Source organism: Ancylobacter sp. VNQ12, assembly GCF_049445835.1.
Lineage (GTDB): Bacteria > Pseudomonadota > Alphaproteobacteria > Rhizobiales > Xanthobacteraceae > Ancylobacter.
Map to the genome: position 1 here is coordinate 68,592 of NZ_JBMSDU010000001.1, position 20,780 is coordinate 89,371.

Annotated in this window: 18 protein-coding genes and 1 tRNA gene; 15 read left to right on the forward strand and 4 right to left on the reverse strand. The window is 67.0% G+C overall.

Translation table 11 applies throughout. From position 1 onward, the window contains the following. Positions 1-113: 113 nt before the first annotated feature. Positions 114-1,163 (reverse strand): RluA family pseudouridine synthase, encoded by a 1,050-nt coding sequence (locus ACO2RV_RS00300; protein ID WP_423288605.1) that lies wholly within the window; start codon positions 1,161-1,163, stop codon positions 114-116. Between the two features lie 49 nt (positions 1,164-1,212). On the opposite strand from ACO2RV_RS00300, the gene ACO2RV_RS00305 reads away from it, so the two are divergent. Continuing rightward, entirely contained in the window at positions 1,213-1,503 is a 291-nt protein-coding gene (locus ACO2RV_RS00305) for a DUF6476 family protein (RefSeq protein ID WP_423288607.1), read from the forward strand. Positions 1,504-1,656: 153 nt separating this feature from the next. Continuing rightward, positions 1,657-1,731 (forward strand) — tRNA-Glu (locus ACO2RV_RS00310). Between the two features lie 18 nt (positions 1,732-1,749). Here the strand turns inward: ACO2RV_RS00310 and ACO2RV_RS00315 are convergent. Both ACO2RV_RS00315 and ACO2RV_RS00320 read right to left on the reverse strand, forming a co-directional pair. Next, positions 1,750-3,042: an MFS transporter gene (locus ACO2RV_RS00315; protein ID WP_423288609.1), complete on the reverse strand. Its 1,293-nt coding sequence runs from the start codon at positions 3,040-3,042 to the stop codon at positions 1,750-1,752. 144 nt (positions 3,043-3,186) lie between these two features. Then, entirely contained in the window at positions 3,187-6,450 is a 3,264-nt protein-coding gene (locus tag ACO2RV_RS00320) for a winged helix-turn-helix domain-containing protein (protein ID WP_423288611.1), read from the reverse strand. A 527-nt stretch (positions 6,451-6,977) separates the two neighbouring features. Between ACO2RV_RS00320 and ACO2RV_RS00325 the strand changes: the two genes are divergently transcribed. The 8 genes from ACO2RV_RS00325 (at position 6,978) to ACO2RV_RS00360 (ending at position 14,521) form a co-directional block, all read left to right on the forward strand. Beyond that, on the forward strand, positions 6,978-7,214 hold the full coding sequence (locus ACO2RV_RS00325) for an alpha/beta hydrolase (protein WP_423288613.1): 237 nt from the start codon (positions 6,978-6,980) through the stop codon (positions 7,212-7,214). 8 nt (positions 7,215-7,222) lie between these two features. Next, complete coding sequence (locus ACO2RV_RS00330; RefSeq protein WP_423288615.1) at positions 7,223-7,672, forward strand: GlcG/HbpS family heme-binding protein; 450 nt, start codon at positions 7,223-7,225, stop codon at positions 7,670-7,672. Further along, positions 7,669-8,724, forward strand: coding sequence for an NAD(P)-dependent alcohol dehydrogenase (locus tag ACO2RV_RS00335; RefSeq protein ID WP_423288617.1), 1,056 nt, complete (start codon positions 7,669-7,671; stop codon positions 8,722-8,724). The genes ACO2RV_RS00330 and ACO2RV_RS00335 overlap by 4 nt, the downstream gene beginning before the upstream one ends. A 92-nt stretch (positions 8,725-8,816) precedes the next feature. Next, on the forward strand, positions 8,817-9,494 hold the full coding sequence (locus ACO2RV_RS00340; RefSeq protein WP_423288619.1) for a type 1 glutamine amidotransferase domain-containing protein: 678 nt from the start codon (positions 8,817-8,819) through the stop codon (positions 9,492-9,494). Between the two features lie 97 nt (positions 9,495-9,591). Further along, the gene (locus ACO2RV_RS00345; protein WP_423288621.1) at positions 9,592-9,891 is read left to right on the forward strand and encodes a putative quinol monooxygenase; all 300 of its coding nucleotides are present in this window, start codon (positions 9,592-9,594) and stop codon (positions 9,889-9,891) included. Positions 9,892-9,943: 52 nt separating this feature from the next. Continuing rightward, the gene (locus ACO2RV_RS00350) at positions 9,944-11,320 is read left to right on the forward strand and encodes an aldehyde dehydrogenase family protein (RefSeq protein WP_423288623.1); all 1,377 of its coding nucleotides are present in this window, start codon (positions 9,944-9,946) and stop codon (positions 11,318-11,320) included. Between the two features lie 203 nt (positions 11,321-11,523). Next, complete coding sequence (locus ACO2RV_RS00355; protein WP_423288625.1) at positions 11,524-12,753, forward strand: MFS transporter; 1,230 nt, start codon at positions 11,524-11,526, stop codon at positions 12,751-12,753. Positions 12,754-12,829: 76 nt separating this feature from the next. After that, positions 12,830-14,521, forward strand: coding sequence for an FAD-dependent oxidoreductase (locus tag ACO2RV_RS00360; protein ID WP_423288627.1), 1,692 nt, complete (start codon positions 12,830-12,832; stop codon positions 14,519-14,521). 122 nt (positions 14,522-14,643) lie between these two features. On the opposite strand, the gene ACO2RV_RS00365 is transcribed toward ACO2RV_RS00360, so the two are convergent. Continuing rightward, positions 14,644-15,351, reverse strand: a complete 708-nt coding sequence (locus tag ACO2RV_RS00365; RefSeq protein ID WP_423289847.1) for a GntR family transcriptional regulator — start codon at positions 15,349-15,351, stop codon at positions 14,644-14,646. A gap of 135 nt (positions 15,352-15,486) precedes the next feature. On the opposite strand from ACO2RV_RS00365, the gene ACO2RV_RS00370 reads away from it, so the two are divergent. The 5 genes from ACO2RV_RS00370 to ACO2RV_RS00390 are packed head-to-tail and all read left to right on the forward strand — an operon-like array spanning position 15,487 to position 20,763. Beyond that, entirely contained in the window at positions 15,487-16,092 is a 606-nt protein-coding gene (locus ACO2RV_RS00370) for an amino acid synthesis family protein (protein WP_423288629.1), read from the forward strand. Beyond that, positions 16,085-17,854 (forward strand): alpha/beta fold hydrolase, encoded by a 1,770-nt coding sequence (locus ACO2RV_RS00375; RefSeq protein WP_423288631.1) that lies wholly within the window; start codon positions 16,085-16,087, stop codon positions 17,852-17,854. The genes ACO2RV_RS00370 and ACO2RV_RS00375 overlap by 8 nt, the downstream gene beginning before the upstream one ends. Positions 17,855-17,878: 24 nt before the next feature. Continuing rightward, positions 17,879-18,943, forward strand: coding sequence for an LLM class flavin-dependent oxidoreductase (locus ACO2RV_RS00380; protein WP_423288633.1), 1,065 nt, complete (start codon positions 17,879-17,881; stop codon positions 18,941-18,943). A gap of 11 nt (positions 18,944-18,954) precedes the next feature. After that, positions 18,955-20,436 (forward strand): aldehyde dehydrogenase, encoded by a 1,482-nt coding sequence (locus ACO2RV_RS00385; RefSeq protein WP_423288635.1) that lies wholly within the window; start codon positions 18,955-18,957, stop codon positions 20,434-20,436. A gap of 12 nt (positions 20,437-20,448) precedes the next feature. Further along, positions 20,449-20,763: an NIPSNAP family protein gene (locus ACO2RV_RS00390; RefSeq protein ID WP_423288637.1), complete on the forward strand. Its 315-nt coding sequence runs from the start codon at positions 20,449-20,451 to the stop codon at positions 20,761-20,763. Positions 20,764-20,780 lie beyond the last annotated feature (17 nt).

Genomic DNA, 20,780 nt, shown 5'->3' on the forward strand with positions numbered 1-20,780 from the left:
TTGTCGCCGACCGCTTCACTATAATAGCAGCAACGGCCTCTTTTTGCGAAAGCGCAAGACGATGGAGGGTCACGAAGCGTTGACCGGGCGCCGGCGCGCGCGGCCCCCGCCGTTCAGCGCCCGTCCGCGAGGGCCTGTTCGAGCGCGGCGAGGTCGGGCGGCAAGTCGCTCTCGAACAGCAGGAATTCACCCGTGGCCGGGTGTTCGAAGCCGAGGCGCGCCGCGTGCAGGGCCTGCCGGTGCAGGGTTTCCACCATGGTGCGGGCCTCGGGGCCAAGGCGCGTTACCCGCGTGCGCTGGCTGCTGCCATAGAGGCTGTCACCGATGAGGGCATGGCCGATATGCGCCATGTGCACGCGGATCTGGTGAGTGCGCCCGGTCTCCAGCTGGCATTCGACCTTCGCCGCGATGGGGCGGCCCTGCGCATCCTCGAAGGCCCTGAGCCGCGACCAGTGCGTAATGGCAAAGCGCCCCTCCTGGCGCACCGCGATCTTCTCGCGCGAGGTGGAGTGCCGGGCGAGGGGAGCGTCCACCGTACCGCTCGGCAGCTCCGGCACGCCCCAGACGAAGGCGACATAGGCGCGCTCCAGCGGGCCGGTGCGGCCATGATCGGCGAACTGGGCGGCGAGGCGCTTGTGGGCGCGGTCGTTCTTGGCGACGACGAGCAGGCCCGACGTATCCTTGTCCAGCCGGTGCACGATGCCGGGCCGGCGCACCCCGCCTATGCCCGACAGGCTGGCGCCGCAATGATGCAGCAGCGCGTTGACCAGCGTGCCGTCGGCATTGCCGGGCGCGGGATGCACGACGAGGCCCGCCGGTTTGTCGACGACGATGAGGTGATCGTCCTCATAGACGATGGTGAGCGGAATATCCTGCGCCACCGGCTCGGCCGCTTCCGGCTCCGGCAGCTCCAGCGTGTAGCGCGCTCCGGCCGTGGCCTTGGCCGAGCCATTGGTGACCGGTACGCCGTCGCGGGCGAGCCTTCCCTCGGCGATCAGCGCCTGCAGCCGGGTGCGGCTGAGCTCGGGCAGGTGCCGGGCGAGCGCACGATCGAGCCTCTGCCCTTCATCCTCGGGCCCGACGGTGATATCGACGCGGGTCTCCGCCATGTCGGCGGCGATCTCGTCCACTTCATCCAACGGCTCGTCCATTGGGGCCCGCATGACTTCTCCAGTTCCTGACGACGACAAGCTCAACCCCGCCCAGGAGCGCGTGCTGCGCAAGCTGCGCCGTTTCGCGGCCTTTTCCGGGCTGATCATGGTGCTCGGCTTTATCGCCGTTTTCGGTGCCATCGGATACAAGCTCCTGAGCGGCAGGAAAAGCGCGCCGGCGGAAATCGCCGGTACCATCCAGCTGCCCAAGGGCGCGAATGTGCGCGCGGCGGTGATCTCCGGCGATCTGATCGCGGTGACGCTCGAGCGCGGCGGCCTCATTGAGACGCGGTTCTACGACCTCGCGACCCGCGCCGCGCGCGGCAGCCTGAGCTTCGCCAGCGAGCCGTGAAGGGGAGGGCGCTCACTCGCCCGCCGCTCCGCTGCGCCGTCCGCCGGACGCCTCCACGGGTGTCGGTGGTGGATGGCTGTGAAAAACGGCCGAATGTCAGAACGATGGCTTGATCCGGCAGGCGATTGGCCCTATGAGACGCCCCTGCCGCACGCGCCCATCGTCTAGCGGTCAGGACGTCGCCCTCTCACGGCGAAAACCGGGGTTCGATTCCCCGTGGGCGCGCCACTTCCGCCAATTCGCTCGCTACAGCTTTGACGCCGTCGCCGCATCGTCGCGATGCAGGCGGACCGTCAGCATGAACAGGCCCGCCAGCAGAAACGAGGCGGCAAGCGCGATGGCCGTGGTGATGAACTGACCTCCGCTCATATCCAGCAAGATGCCGCCGAGACGGGGCCCCAGGAAGCCGCCCAGATTGCCGACGGCATTGATGAGGCCGGCCGCGCCGCCAGCCGCCAACATCGGCACCGCCCGCGATGCCGCCGCCCAGAAGGGACCCTCGTACGCTAGTGCGCCGCCCATTGCGAGGCAGATGAAGAATACCGACAACATCACCGAAGACTGGCCGATCAGCACCGATGCAACCAAGCTGACGGCGGCCACCGCGAGCGGAATCAGCACGTGGCGCTGATAGAGCCGGTTGCGATCGGTCAAGGAACCGTTCACCCACATGAACACGATCGCCGTGAAGTACGGCAGAGTGGCGATCAGGCCCACCGCGCCGAATCCCGCTTCCGTCAGCGCCTTCAGCAACGTCGGCATCCACATGTTCAGACCGTAGAAGCCGACCTGGATCAGGAACGACACGACGACCAGCTGCCAGACGACGGGCTCGGCGAAGATCTGGCGAAAAGAGGTGGCTTTCGGCTCGCTTGCCCGATCTTCAGCCAGCGACTTCTCGATGAAATCGCGCTCGGCGGCCGAGCACCAGGCGGCCGCACGCGGGGTATCGGCGATCATCAGCCACCAAATGGGTGTGGCGATGATGAAGGGCAGCGCGCCCTCGATCAGGAGCATCGTGCGCCAGTTGGCCCATTCGACGATGAAACCGGAAACCGGCTGCGTAATGATCGAGGCGATCGCCAGGTTCGTCATCCAGAAGCTGTAGGCACGGGCTCGTTCCGACATCGGGAACCAGTTGTTTATGAGAACCAGGGTGGCCGGCCAGACGCCCCCCTCCGCGAGGCCGAGGACGAAGCGAGCCAGGACCAATTCGTCGAAGCTGCGGGCGAGGCCGCACCAGATGGCGGCGCTACCCCATAGCAGAATCATGATCCCGATGGATTTCTTGGCGCTCCAATGGGTGGCGAGCCAGCCGCCGGGAATCTGAAAGAGCGTATAGCCGATGAAAAAAATGCCGCCGGCGAAGCCTTGATCCGCTTTGCCGACGTTAAATTCCTGGCCGATGCCGGCGAAGGCGTAGCTGATATTGGTGCGGTCCATGAAGGAGATGATGTAGACCACCATCGCCACGGGTATGAGCCGCTTCCACCGCATCATGCCTGCTGTCGGCCCGGTAGCCGCGTTGGGCGCGTCCATGCCGTTCCCCCCGATTTTTCCAATCACCAGCGCGCACTCGAAACACGGGCATTCAAGATCCGGGTGTTCAAGATCCGGGCATTCCCACTGACGCCCACGCGATCGCAATGTGAACAGTCAAGGCGCGCCCGTGATGGCGTTCATTCAGCTACCGATTTCGATCGCTCGCAACAGCGCGTTGGCCCGTACCAGCGCCGGCACGCCGAAGCCTCCGGTGAAGCGCCGGTAGATCGGCGCGAGCAGCGCGTAGGCCTCCGCCTGCCGCGCTTGCCGCCGCCAGCGTTCCGCCAGGCTCACCGCCGCGCGCAGTTCCCAATACAGTGCCTGTTCGTGGCGTGAGAGATCGATCGCGCGCAGGAAGATCCGCTCCGCGGACGGATCGTCGGGATCGCGGAGGGTGAGGAGCCTGCCGCAGATGCACTGCAATTCCGGTACGTATTCCATGTAGTCCGTCTGCTCCGCAGAGCGCAGCGCCTCCTCGGCTTGCGCAAGACCTTCATCGACGCTCCCTGCGGCGGTGAGCGCCTCGGCAAAATAGCCGCGGAACGGCGTCACGAATGATCGATAGCCGGTGGCCTCCAATTGCGCGAGGCCGGACCGGAGCGCCGCGACGCCGGCGGTGGGGTCGCCCCGCATGGCAAGGACCCGCCCCTTCGCGCAAAGCGCCACGGCGCGGAAGGTGGGAAACCCGTAGCGGCTGGACTGTTCTTCGATCAGCGCAATATACCGCTCGGCGATGGCGAAACCGCCAAGCTCGGGAAACAGGAGCGCCGCGGGCCGTGCGAGCGCCAGGCAAAGAGCGACGGGCTGCCCGACTTGCCGGGCTGCTTCGATGGACCGCCCGGCGGCCTCGATCGCCGCGTCGATCAGGCCGCGCGCCAGCAGACATGACGACAGGTGGCCATGGGCGGAGGCCGGCTCATTGATGCCGTAGGATGGCCCGTCACGCCGGTGCCGGGCTGACGAGTATTCATGGACAGCCCGCTCCAGAAGGCTCGAGGCCTCGACATATTCCGCCAGATAAAGCAACGACATGCCGACCATCAGGTTGGCCGTGCGCACCGCGGGCGGGTTGGCGTCGCCAAGTGCGAGTTCGGCATAGCGCCGGCTCAACTGCAACGCTCTACGCAACTCCAGCGAGCGCAGATTGATTTGCCACAGGCTATGCACCGCGCGCCTCTGGTATTCGACGTCGCCGACTTCTTCCGCCAGCGAAAGCGCCCGCGCCAAATTGCTATAGGTGGCGGGAGTCATGCCCTCGGTAAACATCAGCGACTGGCCGAGAGCACACCGCAGGACCATCTCGTCCCTGGAATTCTCCGTGCCATCCAGCTCGGCCACGGCTTTGGTGGTCCAGATGCGGCACTCCTCCAGCAGCGGCGCGGACAGCCAGAAAGCCACGGAGGCGGTGGCGAGCGCAACGCCGAGGCCCGCATCGCCCGAGATCGAGAACGCCCAGGAAAGGGCCGCGCGCAAATTGTCGACCTCGCGAGCGTAGGCGGGGAGCTCCTCGCCGCCGATTTCCTGATCGGCTCTGGCATTGGGATTGAAGGTGGCGAAGAAGTCGCGGAAATACTCGGCATGGCGGCGCGCGGCCGCGTGCCACTCGCCGCTGGGCGCCAGCTTTTCCATCGCGTAGGCACGCACCGTCTCGAGCAGTCGCCAGCGCTCGTCGGGTGTGGTGCGGTCGAAGGTGACGATGGATTTTTCGACGAGGCTGGAGATGCAGTCCGCGACATCCGCCGGCGGATGATCACGCATCACCGCGCAGGCTGCCTCGATGGTGAAGCTACCCGGAAAGACGGCTAACCGCTGGAGCACCAGACGCTCTGCAAGCGGCAGCAGGGCATAGCTCCAATCGAAAACGGCGCGCAGCGTCCGATGGCGCGGCAAGGCGGTGCGGCGCCCGGTCGTCAGCAGCGCGAAGCGATTCTCCAGTCCTCCCGCAACCCGGGAGAGCCCCAGCGAGGACGAGCGGGCGGCGGCGAATTCTATGGCGAGCGGCAGGCCATCGAGGCGACGGCAGATGCTGGCAATCGAGAGCAGGCTCTGCTCGTCGCGGAGGCCGTCCATGTGCGGCGCCTCGGCCAACCCCAGGAACATCTGAACAGCGCTATTGCCCAGTATTTCTTCCGACCGTTCGGCTTCATGTCGCGGAACTTCGAGAGGCGGCACGCGATAGACATATTCCCCGTTGATCCTCAAGGTCTCGCGGCTGGTGGCGAGGATGACGGCATTCGGCGCCAGGCGGACAATGACGTCCGCCAGTTGCGCGGCCGAGGCGACGAGATGCTCGCAATTGTCGAGGACCAGGAGGAGACGATCGTGGCCAATGACGCGCGCCACGCTCTCCGCTGATATCGGGCGACCATCAGCCTTCAGGCCGATGGCCTCTCCTACGGCGACCGGCAGCAGGCCCGGATCGGCGAGCGAGGCCAACTCCACGAGCCAGACGCCGGCGTCAAATCGCGCCAGCAGGCTGCGTGCCAATTCGATCGCAAGCGCGGTTTTGCCAATGCCGCCCGGACCCGTGAGGGTGACAAGGCGATACGCCGCGCAGGCCTCTCGTAGAAACTCCAAGGATGCGCCCCGTCCGACGAGATCGTTTGCGGCGGCGGGCAGGTTTGTCGACGTGCTGCTGCGCGACGGTGATGGCGGAGGCAGCGGCGCCTTGCCGGTCTGCACCGTCCACGTGCCGACCAGGCGGAAGCCACGCCCGGATATCGTCTTGAGCATGGCGCGATGCGAGCCAAGCGCTTTCCGGATCGCGGATATGTGGACGTCGATCGCGTTCTCTCCGACGATGGCGCCGGACCAGACGAGCTCAAGCAGACGTCCGCGGCTGACGACCTCGTTCGCGGCCTCGACCAATACGGCCAGGATGTCGAAGGCCCGGCCGCCGATCGGCATGGCGTCGCCGCGCACGCGCACCTGGCGCAGTAACAGATCGATCTCGCACTCGTCGGACCGGTAGATCGCCTGACGGCCCGCTGTGCCGCCCGGCAGGTTGGATTCGAGCGAATGCGCCGGGATCGGGTCGAAGGTCGGCGGCGCCGACGTCGACGCTTCAGCCGCACTTGCGGTCTGCCACACGACCCAGTCGCCCAGCAGACGATAACCCTTGCCGGATATGGTCCTCAGCAAGGCCCGGTTTGCACCGAGCGCCTTGCGGATCGCGAATATCTGCACCTGAAGGGCCGTGTCGCCGACGACGACTTTGGGCCACACGCGCGACATCAGGTCCGATTTGGTTACCGTGGCCCCGGACGCCTCGACCAGCATCTGCAGAACGGCGAACGCGCGACCACCCAAGGCGACAGTCGATCCGTTCGCTCGCAGTTCACGACGCTCGACGTCGATTTCCAGGCGATCTGGCCGGCTGCCGGCGACCGGTCCATTGACTTCCACTGCGCCCACAAGCTGAAAACCCCAAGGTGACCCAGATTGGCGGACGCTACGCTTGGCAGATCGCTGGTGGGCTCCGTGCTGTCATCCGGCGCCCACGTGCGACTCCAGCAAACTGCCGTTCAGCCTGAGAGCTCTCGGTCTCCGCCGCGCCACAAAGCGCTATCGCGGCGTTCCGTAACTTAAGGAATCTCAGGATTGTTAAATCCGGCTCATGACCGCGTCAATTGCGGGAACGGCGCCGCGGGACGTTGAGGCCTTGTCGCGATAGGACCGCGGCAGCTCGGTCGAGACCCATCGCATGGCCAGCGGATCCGAAAGCAATCTTAAGGATCTTTATGGCCGGCCGTAAGGACAAGTACTTAGGCCGAACCTACAGTGTAGCCCGCTTAGGCCGGATGTAATGGCCGCCAGAAGGTTCTCCGTCGCTCGTTCCGTTTCCCGGCAAGCGACGCGCATAGTCTCCGCTTTGACTGCGCCCGGTCTTTGGGCGCGGGCCGCACGACCGTCGCAGCGCTGGAGAGATGATGATGAAAAACATGATCTTCGGAGTGCTCACAGCCATGGCCACCTTGAAGGGCGACGTGGATGCCACCCAGCAAGTCGTTGCCAGAGCCGGCAAGCCGGTCGTGCTGGTCGGCCATTCCTATGGCGGCGCTGTCATCACCGAGGCGGGCAGCCTGCCGAAGGTGAAGAGCCTCGTCTATATCGCGGCCTTCGCACCGGAGGTCGGCTTCCGCGGTTCGCTGCTGAACCGAGAAGGGTGAGCAAGCCGATGCCGCGCTCCTCCACCACTTTGGGACTGTCGGATGCCAAGCGGATGCTCGACGCGGGCGAGGCCAAGGCCGCGAGCATCGGCGTCGCCTACAACATCGCCATCGTCGACGCCGGCGGCGCACTGGTCGCCTTCGCGCGACAGGATGGGGCGCTGATAGGAAGCATCGACCTTGCCATCGGAAAGGCGATTACCGCGCGGCTTTTCGACAAGCGCACTTCAGACCTCGCAAAAATGGCGCAGCCGGGCGCGCCGCTCTTCGGCATCGAACAGAGCAATGGCGGAAAGGTCGTCATCTTCGGCGGGGGCCTGCCCGTCCTGATCGACGGTGAGATCGTAGGCGCCGTCGGCACGAGCGCCGGAACGGTCGAACAGGATATCGCCGTGGCGGAGGCGGCCGCGGCAGCCATCAATGAACCCGGAATTATCGAGGAAAGGAGAAGCACATGAAAGCCGCGCGCATACTTCAATATCGCAAGCCGCTTGTCCTTGAGGACATAGCGATTCCCGACATTCAGGCCGACGAGGTGCTGGTCAAGGTGGCCGCATGTGGGATGTGTCGATCCGACGTGCTCCTGGTCGACGGATTTTTCCAGAACTATGGCGACATCCCGCCGCCGGTAATCCCGGGTCATGAGATCACTGGGACGCTCGCGAAAATTGGCAGCGTCGTGCCAAAAGCCGCGGGCCTGGAGGAGGGCGACCATGTGGTGGTCGCGCCCGGATGGGGCGACGGCGTGTGCCGCCATTGCCAGGCCGGTAACACGCACATCTGCCCGAACGTGCGCTGGCCCGGCTTCGGCACTTATGGCGGGTTCGCGGAATATATTCCCGTTCCGGCGCGCTACGTGATCAAGGTGCCGAAACATTTGAAGTTCGAGGAGCTCGCTCCGCTCACCGATGCAGGGCTGACGCCCTATCGTGGCCTCAAGAAGATCCGCGATGCCGGTGGACTTGGCCCGGACCGGGTGATCGGCGTGTTCGGTGTCGGCGGCCTCGGCGTCTACGCGGTCCAGTATGCCAAACTGCTTGGCGCCGGCGCCACCGTCGTCGCGTTCGCCCGCAATCCGGACAAGCTCGCGATCGCAAAGACGTATGGCGCAGACCACATCATCGACATCAAGGGCAAGTCCGCCGACGATATCGGCAAAGAGCTGAAGGCGGCCACGGGGCAGAAAAAGCTCGACGCGATCATCGACACCGTGGGTGCGCCGGAGATGATGCAACTGGGCTTTGCCTTGCTGGCGATCAGCGGGCACTATGCCGACGTTGGCTTCGTCGGCGATCGCATCGACGTCCCGCTGTTCCCGCGCGTCTCAGGCGAGCAGACCTTTCATGGGTCCTTCTGGGGCAACAATCTGGACCTCAGCGAGGTCATGGCGCTCGCCGCCGAAGGCAAGATCCAGCACACGATCGAGACCATCGGCTTTGATCAGATCAACGAATATCTCGATCTCTGCCGCGACAACGCGATCGTCGGCCGTGCAGTGGTGAAGTTCTGACGGCGTGCCGCAGCGCAGCTGGACCCGGTTGCCGTTGCGACGCACCGGCCGTGGATGCCGGAGCGCATCATCATTCATCGAAGGAGAACATCGTGACCCAGCATGTCCTGTTCATCGTCACCAATGCCTCCGTGATCGGCCCGCACAGCCGCAAGACCGGCTTCTTTTTCGCCGAGATCGCTCATCCCTTCGATGTGCTCGACAAGGCGGGGATCGCAATTGAGTTCGCTTCGCCCGCCGGCGGATGGACGCCCTACGACGCGTATGACGAGACGGATCCCGCCCAGAAGGCGTTTCTCGAGAGCAAGGCATTCCGTCGGCTGAATCACAGTCGCAAGCTCTCCGAGGTGGACGCCGCGGATTACGACGCCATCCTGGTGCCTGGCGGCCTCGGGCCCATGGTCGACATCGCGCGCAATACGGACGTGCAGAAGGCCGTCGTGCGCGCCTGGAGTACCGGCAAGATCGTGAGCGCCGTTTGTCACGGCCCGTGCTCGCTTCTCGGCGTGGATCTCGGCGACGGCACGCCGTTCGTACGCGGCAAGAAGCTGACGTCGTTCTCGAAGAAGGAAGAGTTCGACTACGCCCGCGACGACGTGCCCTACGAGCTCGAGGATGCGCTGAGGGCGGAAGGGGCCGAGTACTCGTCCGCCGCCAACTGGGAACCTCACGTCGTCGTCGATGGCCGGCTCATCACCGGCCAGAATCCGGCCTCGGCCGGAGGGGTGGGGAAGGAACTGCTCGCCGCCCTCAATGCGGTAAACGGGTGAGGCGCCGCTGAAATATCCGGCGTGCGGCTCCATTTCGCAGGCACGTAGCTCGGCGGCGGAAGGGAGTCGCAGGTACCCATTTCATCGGGAGCTTTGCATGACGCAATCGCCATCGAAGATCACCGCGATCCTGACCGCGTATCCCGGCAAGGCGGCCGAGTTGAGAGCATTGCTTATAGGCATGGCACCGCATTGCAGGGCCGAACCCGGCAACCTGCGTTGGGATGTCTGGCGCGATGCATCAAATGAAGACCGTTACGTGATCGATGAGCTGTACCGGGACGCCGCGGCCGTCGAGGCCCATCGCAACTCGCCGCATTATCAAATCTACGCGGCCAAGGTTCCGGAGCTGGCCGATCGGACGGCGGTGACCTCCGAAGCGGTGGAGGTCAGGTGACAGGCGGACACCGGATCCTTGCAGCCTTGTCGCGTTGATAGGGAGGACGGGCATGATCGAGATCGTGCAGGCTTTCGACCGCAAGCCCATAGCGGAACTGCCGACGGACGATGCGTCGGCTCTCGATGCCAAGCTGACGACGGCGCGCGCCCGGTTCCTGGATCGTGCCGGCTGGTTGCAGCCGCATCAGCGCATGGCGGTGCTGCACAAGCTCGCCGGCCTCGTCGAACAGCGCCGCGAGGCATTCGCGACCCGGATCGCGCGCGAGGGCGGCAAGCCCTATTCGGACGCGCTGGTCGAGACCGACCGGGCGATCGACGGCATCCGCGATGCCGCCGACCTGCTGCGCGTGCGCGGCGGCGTCGAGATTCCCATGGGCCTCACCCCGGCCAGCGAGAACCGGCGCGCCTGGACCATCAAGGAGCCGATCGGCGTGGTGGCGGCGATCTCGGCTTTCAACCATCCGCTCAACCTCATCGTGCACCAGGTCGCGCCCGCCATCGCCACCGGCTGCCCGGTCATCGTCAAGCCGGCCATGGCGACGCCGCTCTCCTGCATCGAATTGGTGAAGCTCGTCGACGAGGCCGGTATGCCCGAGGGCTGGGTGCAGACGCTGCTTCCCGAAAGTCGCGACCTTTCCGAAGCCTTCGCCACCGACGCGCGCGTCGCCTTCCTGAGCTTTATCGGATCGGCGAAAGTCGGCTGGCGGCTGCGCTCGATACTGGCGCCCGGAACCCGCTGCGCGCTCGAACATGGCGGCGTCGCACCCGTCATCGTCGACCGCAGCGCCGATCTCGACGCAATCATCGAGCCGATTGCGAAGGGCGGTTATTACCACGCCGGCCAGGTGTGCGTGTCGGTGCAGCGCATCTACGTGCATGCCGAGCTCAAGCAGGCCTTCGTCGACCGCCTGGCCGCCCGGGTCGAACGGTTGCGGGTCGGCGATCCGACCCACGCGGAGACCGAGGTCGGCCCGCTGATCACCCCGGCCGAAGCGAAGCGGGTCGAAACCTGGATCGACGAAGCGGTCGCCGCGGGCGCGCGCCGGATCGGCGGCGGTCGCCTGAGCGAAACCACGCTCACGCCAGCGATCCTGGTCGATCCGCCGCGCGGGGCGAAGGTCTCGACGCACGAGGTTTTCGGGCCGGTCACATGTGTTTACGGCTATGATCGGATCGACGAGGCGATCGGCGCCGCCAATTCCCTTCCGGTCGCTTTCCAGGCCAGCATCTTCACGCGCGAGCTTGACGTCGCCTTCGACGTCGCCGAACGGCTCGATGCCTCGGCGGTGATGGTGAACGACCACAGCGCTTTCCGCACCGACTGGATGCCTTTCGCCGGCCGGCGCGAATCCGGCTACGGCGTCGGCGGCATTCCCTACACGGCGCGCGAGATGACTGCGGAGAAGATGATCGTCTTCAGGCGTTAGCGCCGGTCGTCCGTTCCGCGGTACCCCTGGTGCGCATCAAGCTGTCAGTTACCTGAGCGTGCCGAAGGAAGCATCAAGGTCACGACAACGGAGATCCTCAAGAGACCTCCCGACCTGGGCCTAATCGGACGACACGACGTTCGGACGGATCGCTGCACACCGGATCGACACGATCCGCATAGCCATCGCGAAGGGAGGTACACATGTTGGACAAGGCCTATCGCGGTCAATGTGCCGCTGTGAAGGTGCATTGCACGAACGAAGCGGAGCGGCGTAACCGCGGCCTCACGCTGTTGGCCCTGGCGCTCGGCAGCTTCTGCATCGGGACGTCCGAGTTTGCGAGCATGGGGATCCTTCAGCTGTTCTCGGCCAGCCTCGGCATCGATATCCCCACAGCGACGAATGCGATTGCGGCCTATGCCTTCGGCGTGGTGATCGGCGCTCCTCTGGTGACGCTGGTGGCGGCGCGGCTGAACCGGCGAACGCTTCTTCTCGGCCTGATGGCTCTGTTCATCCTCGGCAACGTCCTGTCGGCCGTCGCCACGAATCTCGGCATGTTCGCCGTGGCGCGTTTCGTCAGCGGCATGCCGCAAGGGGCGTATTTCGGCGCCGGCGCCGTGGTGGCGTCCTACATCGTCGGCCCCGGTCATGCGGGAAAGGCGTTCGCGCTGGTCATGACCGGGTTGACGGTGGCGACGATCGTCGGCTCGCCGCTAGCGACCTTCCTCGGGCAGACCATGGGATGGCGAAACACCTATTTCACCGTTGCCGGGGTTGCCGCGCTGGCCTTCCTTGCCTTGTGGACCTGGGTGCCTCGAACCGAAGCGCTGCGCGGCGGGCCCGTGGTGCAGGAGCTTGCCTCGCTGCGCAAGCCGGCCGTCTGGGTCACAATGCTCGTCGCGGCGCTCGGCGTTGCCAGCATCTTCGCCGTGTACACCTTCATCGGCCCCTTCGTCACCGATACGGCGGCGCTCGATCAAGCCTGGATTCCGATCGCGCTCGCGCTGTTCGGGTTCGGCATGACCGCCGGCAACCTGATCGGCGGAAGGCTGGCGGATACCTATCCCGCGCGAGGATTGGTCCTGGGTTTCGGCAGCGCCCTGATCGTGCTTGCGATGCTGGCCGTCGGCGGCAGCAATGTGTGGATCCTGATGCCGGCCCTGTTCGGCGTCGGCGCGACGATGATGGTCGCCATCCCCACGATTCAGGTACGCCTGACGGGCTTCGCGCCGGAGGCGCCCACGCTGATGGGTGCCATGAATCTCGCGGCGCTCAACGTCGCCAACGCGATCGGCGCCTGGGCGGGCAGCATGACGATTGCGGCCGGCTACGGCCTGCTGTCCGCCGTATGGGCGGGCTTCGGGCTGACTCTCCTGGGCCTTCTGGTCTTTGCGCTCACCTTGCCGAGGGCGCCTCAGCTCGCGCCTGCATGATTGCGGTCAAGCCCCTCATCTGCTCGGATGGTGTTGCGCGCGAGAAGTGGCATAGGCCCGATACGGAGGTCCCCCCATGGCAATCGGCGACGCTCGGCGAGAGCAGATGTTTCCCACACTGTCCGCCCTTCAGCTCGCGACGGCGCGTCGTTTCGCGAGCGGTGCGCCGTGCCGTTTCGGTCCTCGCGACATCGTCTATGAGATCGGCGCCCGCAACACCCCCTCCTGGCTGATCCTCGATGGCTCGGCTGACGCGATCCGGCGCAGCGCGGCGGGCCAGTCGTCGGTGGTCACCACCTACGGTCCCGGCCAGTTCACCGGCGAGACCAATCAGCTTACGGGGCGTCCAGCCCTTATGTCGGTCGTGGCGGGTGACTCCGGCGCGGTCGCGATACCCTTTGATGCGCCGCATCTGCGGGCGCTCGTCATTGGATCGGCCGATGTCGGCGAGACGATCATGCGCGCCTTCATCCTCCGGCGCGTCATGCTGATCGAGGCGGGGCAGACCGGCGGCGCAGGGTCGATCCTGGTCGGACGCCGGGATGATCCAAACATCGTCGGGTTGTCGGGCTTCCTCACCCGCAACGGCTACCCTCATACCGTCATCGCCGCCTGCGAGGTGGAGGGTCGCGAACTGGTCGAACGGCTCGGCGTCGATCCCGAAGATCTGCCGCTGATGATCTGCCCGAATGGCACATTGCTTAGAAGCCCGAGCAATGCGGACGCCGCGTCCTGCCTCGGCATCACACCGGATCTCGACGCGGACAAGGTCTATGACGTGGCGGTCATCGGGGCCGGCCCGGCCGGGCTTGCCACTGCCGTCTATGGCGCATCCGAAGGGTTGTCCGTCCTGGTGCTGGACAGCCGCGCCTTTGGCGGCCAGGCCGGCGCGTCCGCCCGGATCGAAAACTATCTCGGCTTTCCAACCGGCATCTCCGGACAGGCCCTCGCGGGCAGGGCCTTCAATCAGGCGGCGAAATTCGGCGCCGAGCTCGCCATTCCGCTGACCGTCGGATTGCTTCGCTGTCACGGCGAGGATGCGGAAGCCCCATTCAGCCTTGAGTTCAGCAACGGCGGCACGGCGCGTTCGCGCACCATCGTGATCGCTTCGGGAGCGCGCTACCGGCAGCCCGCCATCTCCAACATTGAAGAGCTGGAGGGGGCCGGTGTGTCCTACTGGGCATCCCCCGTCGAGGCGCGGCTTTGTGCCGGCCAGGACGTCGTCCTGGTTGGTGGCGGAAACTCGGCGGGCCAGGCGGTCGCCTATCTCGCGCCGCAGGTCCGGCAGTTGCACCTGGTGGTGCGCCGGCCCCTCGAGCAGACGATGTCCCGCTACCTGATCGATCGGATCGCGGCCTTGCCCAATGTCGAACTGCATGTGGGCAGCGAGATCGCCGCCTTGCATGGCGACCGGGCGACAGGTCTGACCGGGGCGACGTTTCGGGACAGCCGGACCGGTGCGGTCCGGGAGTACGCATCGCGCCACCTTTTCCTGTTCATCGGAGCCGATCCCAATACACACTGGCTCGACGGCTGTGTGGCGCTCGATGGAGCGGGCTTCGTCCTCACGGGGGAGCGCGCCGGTGACGGCGAGCGGCTGCCACTCGAAACCAGTTGCCCCGGCATCTTTGCCGTCGGAGACGTTCGTGCCGGCTCGACCAAGCGGGTCGCCGCCGCGGTCGGCGAAGGCGCCGCCGTCATCGCGCAGATTCACTCCTTCCTGACAAGGGACATCGGCCGCACATTGAGCGCGGTGCGGCAAGCATGATGGAACGTGGCCTTTGCATCGCCTCGGGGGCCGATGCGTTGAGGTACATGCCCGGTCCGGATGAGCCTCCTATTCTGCGGTTGCGCCGACAGCGGGCAGGCGACTTGAAGCAAAGCTAAGCGTCAGAAGTCGCCGAGGATCGCGTCTGCGAGACGCGCCACCGTCGCGACGTGCTCGCGGCTCGCCTCATAGGCGGCCATGCCGTCGCGCCGGCGGATGGCGTCGTGGAGCTTGCGCATCTCGCGGATGGCCGCCTCGTGACGCCCCTCGGCCGCGATGGTCATGCCGCGCAGATGGTTGATGCGGGCGTTGAGGGAGCGGACGACGTCCCAGGCTACTTGCTTGCCGGCCGCCACGAACAACTTCTCGTAGAACTCTGTCGTCCGCCGCAGCACCTCGCGCGGGCTGCCGGATCGGAAGGCTGCGTCGATGGCGTCGATCACCCGGCCGAGCTCGGCAACGGCGACATCGTCGGCCTTGAGCGCGCAGGCGCGCGCCGCCTCGCTCTCCAGCAGGCCGCGGATCTCGTAGATCTGCGCCGCCTGTGCCGGATCCGGCTTCGTCACCGCCGGCCCCTGATGGGGGATGGTCTCGACCAATCCCTCCGCCTCCAGATGGCGCAGCACCTCGCGCACGACGCTGCGGCTTACCCCGAGCCGCTCGCACAGCGTGCGCTCCACCAGCCGCTCGCCGGGCCGGAAGCGAAAGTCGAGGATCGCGTCCCGCATCTTCTCGAGGGTGAGGCTGCGCAAGGTAGCGACGCTGCGCTCGACCTTCATTTCTTCTCCGGCCGTGACCCCGGCGCCGTTCGCTTCCCTCATCGCGACCATCATTGTCTCCATCCCCCGCCTCTTGTCGCCTGTGGCGCGCGTCATGACAATTGACTCCGATGTCTTATGGTATACCATCTTACGAGGAACGATAGATAGACGCCGAACGAGCGTCGCCAACGTGGAATTCGCGTCATGCCTCTGCAACTCAGGAAGCTTGTCACCTACTCCGAGACCACGCTGATCGAGGGCGGACGCGCCGCCACGACCCCGCTGCGGATGCACGCCGCGGCGGCGGTGCTGACCAACCCCTGGGCCGGACGCGGCTTCGTCGAGGATCTGAGGCCGGAAATCCATGACATCGCCCCCCAGCTCGGCGCCCTGCTGACGGAGGAGATCCTGAAGCTCACAGGGTCGGGCGAGGCGGTGGAAGGCTATGGCAAGGCCGCCATCGTCGGCACCTCGGGCGAGGTGGAGCACGCCTCGGCGCTGATCCACACGCTCCGCTTCGGCAATCACTACCGCAAGGCCGTGGGCGCCAAGAGCTACCTCGCTTTCACCAATACGCGCGGCGGGCCCGGTGCGCCGGTCGTGATCCCGCTGATGGACAAGCTCGACGAGGGTCGCCGCTCCCACTACCTGACCATCCAGTTCGCGATTCCCGACGCGCCGGCGCCGGACGAGATCGTCGTTGCGCTCGGCGCCTCGATCGGCGGGCGGCCGCACCACCGCATCGGCGACCGCTACCAGGACCTGAAGGATCTGGGCAGCACGCAGGAACTCGGCGCCGCCCATGTCTGAGACCCGCATCGCCGCCTATGTCGGCCGCGGCGGGCGGCCGGGCCGCATACGCTACCGTCGCGAGGGGGTGGCGGGTGGCGTGCCGGTGGTGCTCGTCCACGGCGTCGGCATGGCGTTGGAGGCCTGGGCGCCGCAGATCGAGGCCCTGCGCGCCCGTTGTGACGTGGTCGCGCTCGACATGCCCGGCCATGGCGGCTCCAGCCTACCGCCGGAGGATGCCCGCCTCGCCGACTATGCCGATCACGTCGTTGCTCTCATGGATGCGCTGGCGATCCCGGCGGCGGTCGTCGTCGGCCATTCGATGGGCGCGCTGGTCGCGCTGGAGGTGGCGCTCGCGCACCCCACGCGGGTGCTCGGCGTCGCCGCCCTCAACGCCGTGTTCTGCCGCACGCCGGAGCAGCGCGCCGCCGTCGCCCAGCGCGCCGCCACGCTGGCGGAGGAGGGCAGCGCCGCCTCGCACGAGGCTGCGGTGCGCCGCTGGTTCGGCGAGCCCGTGCCGGAGGAGCTGGAAGCGACCGCCGCCCGCGTCGCCGGCCTGCTCGCCGCCTGCGATCCGGTCGGCTATGCGCGGGCCTATGCGCTCTTCGCCGCCTCCGACGAGGCGCATCGCGACCGCCTCGCCTCGCTCGCCGTGCCGGCGCTGTTCATGACGGCGGACGGCGATCCGAACTCCACGCCCTCCATGTCGCAAGCGATGGCCCGGCTCGCGCCGCAGGGGCGCGTCGAGGTGCTGGCGGAGGCTCGCCACATGATGAACCTCACCGCCCCGGAGGCCGTGAACCAGCGCCTTCTCGCCTTCCTGCAGGAGGTCGCGCCCACGCCCTTCGATCCGAAGGCTTTCCGCCAGGCGCTGGGCGCCTTCGTCACGGGGGTGACGGTGGTGACCACGCGCGACGCCGCCGGCGAGATGCGCGGCTTCACCGCCAATTCCTTCACCTCTGTCTCGCTCGACCCGCCGCTGGTCCTCGTCTGCATCGCCAAGACCGCGTCGAGCTTTCCGGTATTCGGCAGCGCCGAGACCTTCGCCGTGTCAGTGCTGGCGGCGGCGCAGAAGGATGTCTCGGCGCTTTTCGCCTCGAAATCGATCGACAAGTTCGGCGCCAGCCGCTGGCACATCGGCCCGGCGGGCAGCCCGGTCATCGAAGGCGCCAGCGCCTGGTTCGACTGCCGCCGCCACAGCCTCGTCGAGGCCGGCGACCATGTGATCCTGATCGGCGAGGTCGCCGGCTTCGGCGCCACCCCCTCGCCGCCGCTCGGCTATTGCCGGGGCGCCTATGTCGACTTCGCCCTCGGCCAGCAGGCGCTGGCGAAGCGCGACGAGCCGGCCCGCGTCGGCGCCATCCTGGAGAAGGACGGCGCGGTGCTGCTGGTCGAGGACGGCAGCGGAGGGCTCGACCTTCCCGTCGGCACCTGCCTGGAGCCGGCCGGCAATCCGCGCAGCCTCAAGGGCGCGCTGGCCCGGCTCGGCGTCGAAGCGCAGCTCGGCTTCCTCTTCGCGGTGTTCGAGACGCCTGGCCGGGGGGCGACGGAAGGCGAGGGCACCGTCTCGATCTATTATCGCGGCACCTTCGAAGGCACGCCGCAGGCGGAGAGCGGCGCCCGGCTCGTGCCGTTCGACGACATCGCCTGGCCGCGCCTGCCCGACGAGGCGACGCGAACCATGCTCGCCCGCTACGTCCGCGAGCGCCGCGAGGATGCCTTCGGCATCTATGTCGGCGATGCCGAACGCGGCACCGTCCACCCGCTCGCCGCCCACACCTGAGACAGAACCGGGGATCCGACGATCATGAAATTCTCCCTCTTCGTCCATATGGAGCGTTCCGATCCGTCTATCCCCCACCGCCGTCTTTTCGACGAGTTGGAGGAACTGGTCTTGATCGCCGAAGCCGCCGGCTTCGAGACGGTATGGATCGGCGAGCACCATGCGATGGAGTTCACCATCGCGCCCAATCCCTTCATCCAGCTCGCCCATCTCGCGGCCCGCGCCTCGACCATCCGCCTCGGCACCGGCAACGTGATCGCCCCGTTCTGGAGCCCCATCCGTCTCGCCGGCGAGGCCGCGATGATGGACGTCGCCTGCAACGGTCGGCTCGACCTCGGCGTCGCCCGCGGCGCCTACTCCTTCGAATATGAACGCATGCTGCCCGGCCTCGACGCCATGGGCGCGGGCCTGCGCATGCGCGAGCTGGTGCCGGCGGTGAAGAAGCTGTGGGAGGGCGACTACGCCCATCAGGGCGAGTTCTGGTCCTTCCCAACCACCACCGCCTCGCCCAAGCCCGTGCAGGCCGGCGGCCCGCCGGTGTGGGTCGCCGCGCGGGACCCCAACAGCCATGATTTCGCGGTCGCCACCGGCTGCAACGTGCAGGTCACGCCGCTCGCGTCGGGTGACGGCGAGGTGGCGAGCCTGATGGAGCGCTTCAACGCGGCGGTGGCGAACCATCCCGAGGTGCCGCGCCCGAAGATCATGCTGCTCCAGCACACCTTCGTCGCCGATTCCGAGGCGGAGACGCAGGCGCTCAGCGAGGACCTGTCCGCCTTCTACTGCCTGTTCGGCGCCTGGTTCGCCAATAAGCGGCCGATCCGGCAGGCGATCATGCAGCCGCTCACTGCGGAGGAGCGCGCCGCCTTCCCGCAATACGCCCCCGACGCGGTGCGCCGGAACCTCGTCATTGGCCAGCCCGAGGAGGTCGTCGCCCGGCTGAAGGGCTACGAGGCGCTCGGCTTCGACCAGTTCTCCATCTGGATCGACAGCGGCATCAGCCATGCCCGCAAGAAGAAGTCGCTCGAGCTGTTCATCCGCCACGTCATGCCGGCCTTCGCGCCGGCACCGGCCGCCGCGGCAGTGGCGTGAGGACGACGCCGATGAACGCGCTTCGCGAGGACTTCCGGCTCTATATCGACGGCGCGTTCGTCGCGGGCGGCGCCAGCTTCGAGAGCCTCGATCCGGCGACCGGGAAGCCATGGGCGCGCATGCCGGCCGCCACCGCCGCCGATGTCGACCGGGCGGTGAAGGCCGCGCACCGCGCCTTCGACGATCCGGCCTGGGCGAACCTCACCGCCACCCAGCGCGGCAAGCTGCTGATGAAGCTCGGCGATCTCGTCGCCGCCCATGCGCAGGAGCTGGCCGAGCTGGAGACCCGCGACACCGGCAAGATCATCCGCGAGACCCGCGCCCAGATCGGCTATGTCGCGGATTACTACCGCTATTTCGGTGGTCTCGCCGACAAGCTCGAAGGCGCGCACCTGCCGGTCGACAAGCCGGACATGGAGGCCTATCTGCGCCGCGAGCCCATCGGCGTCGTCGCCGCCGTGGTGCCGTGGAATTCGCAGCTCTTCCTCTCGGCGGTGAAGCTCGGCCCGGCGCTCGCCGCCGGCTGTACGGTGGTGCTGAAGGCCTCTGAAGAGGGTCCGGCACCGCTGCTCGCCTTTGCCAGGCTGGTGCACGAGGCCGGTTTCCCGGCCGGCGTCGTCAACATCCTCACCGGTTTCGGCGAGGAATGCGGGCGCACGCTGACCGCCCATCCGCTCGTCGCGCGCGTCGCCTTCACCGGCGGTCCGTCCACCGCCCGCCAGGTGGTGCGCAACACGGCGGAAAACCTCGCCTATACGACGCTGGAACTCGGCGGCAAGTCGCCGGTGCTGGTGTTCGCCGATGCCGACCTCGAAAGCGCCGCCAACGCCATCGTCGCCGGCATCTTCGCCGCCTCCGGCCAGAGCTGCGTTGCCGGCTCGCGATTGTTCGTCGAAGCCTCAGTCCGGGACAGGCTGCTTGCCATCCTCGTCGACAAGGCGAAGCGCATCCGCATCGGCGACCCGCAGGATCCGGCGACCGAGATGGGCCCGCTCGCCACCGCCCGCCAGCTCGCCCATATCGAGCGGGTGGTGGCGGAGAGCCTGTCGGCCGGCGCCGGCCTCGTCACCGGAGGCCGCCGTCCGGCGGACTTCGCCACCGGCCATTATTACGAGCCGACCATCCTTTCCTGCGCCGGTAACGAAGTGCCCTGTGCCGCCGAGGAGCTGTTCGGCCCTGTTCTGAGCGTCATCGCCTTCACGGACGAGGCGGAGGCGGTGGCCAAGGCCAATGACAGCCCCTTCGGCCTCGCCTCCGGCGTGTTCACCGCGAGCCTCACCCGCGCCCACCGGCTGATCCGCCGGCTGCGCGCCGGCATCGTCTGGGTGAACACCTACCGCGCCGTCTCGCCCATCGTGCCCTTCGGCGGCTACGGCCAGTCCGGCCTCGGCCGCGAGGGCGGCGCGGACTCCATCCGCGACTACACCCGCACCAAGTCGGTCTGGATCCGCACCTCGGACGAGCCGATCGCCGATCCCTTCGTGATGCGCTGAGGAAGCCCGCCAATGCTGTACGAGATGCGCACCTACCGGCTGAAGACAGGCACCGTGCCGGCCTATGTGAAGCTGGTCGCCGAGGAGGGCATCGCCATCCAGAAGGCCCATCTCGGCAACCTCGTCGGCTACTTCTCCAGCGACATCGGCCCGCTCAACGAGATCGTCCACATCTGGGCCTATGAGAGCCTGGACGACCGCGCCACCCGACGCGCAGCGCTGAACGCCGACCCGGCGTGGCTGGCCTTCCTTCCCAAGATCCAGGCGCTGATCGAGGTGATGGAGAACAAGATTCTCCTGCCGACCCCGTTCTCGCCGCTGAAGTGACCAGAGCGCGAAAAGCG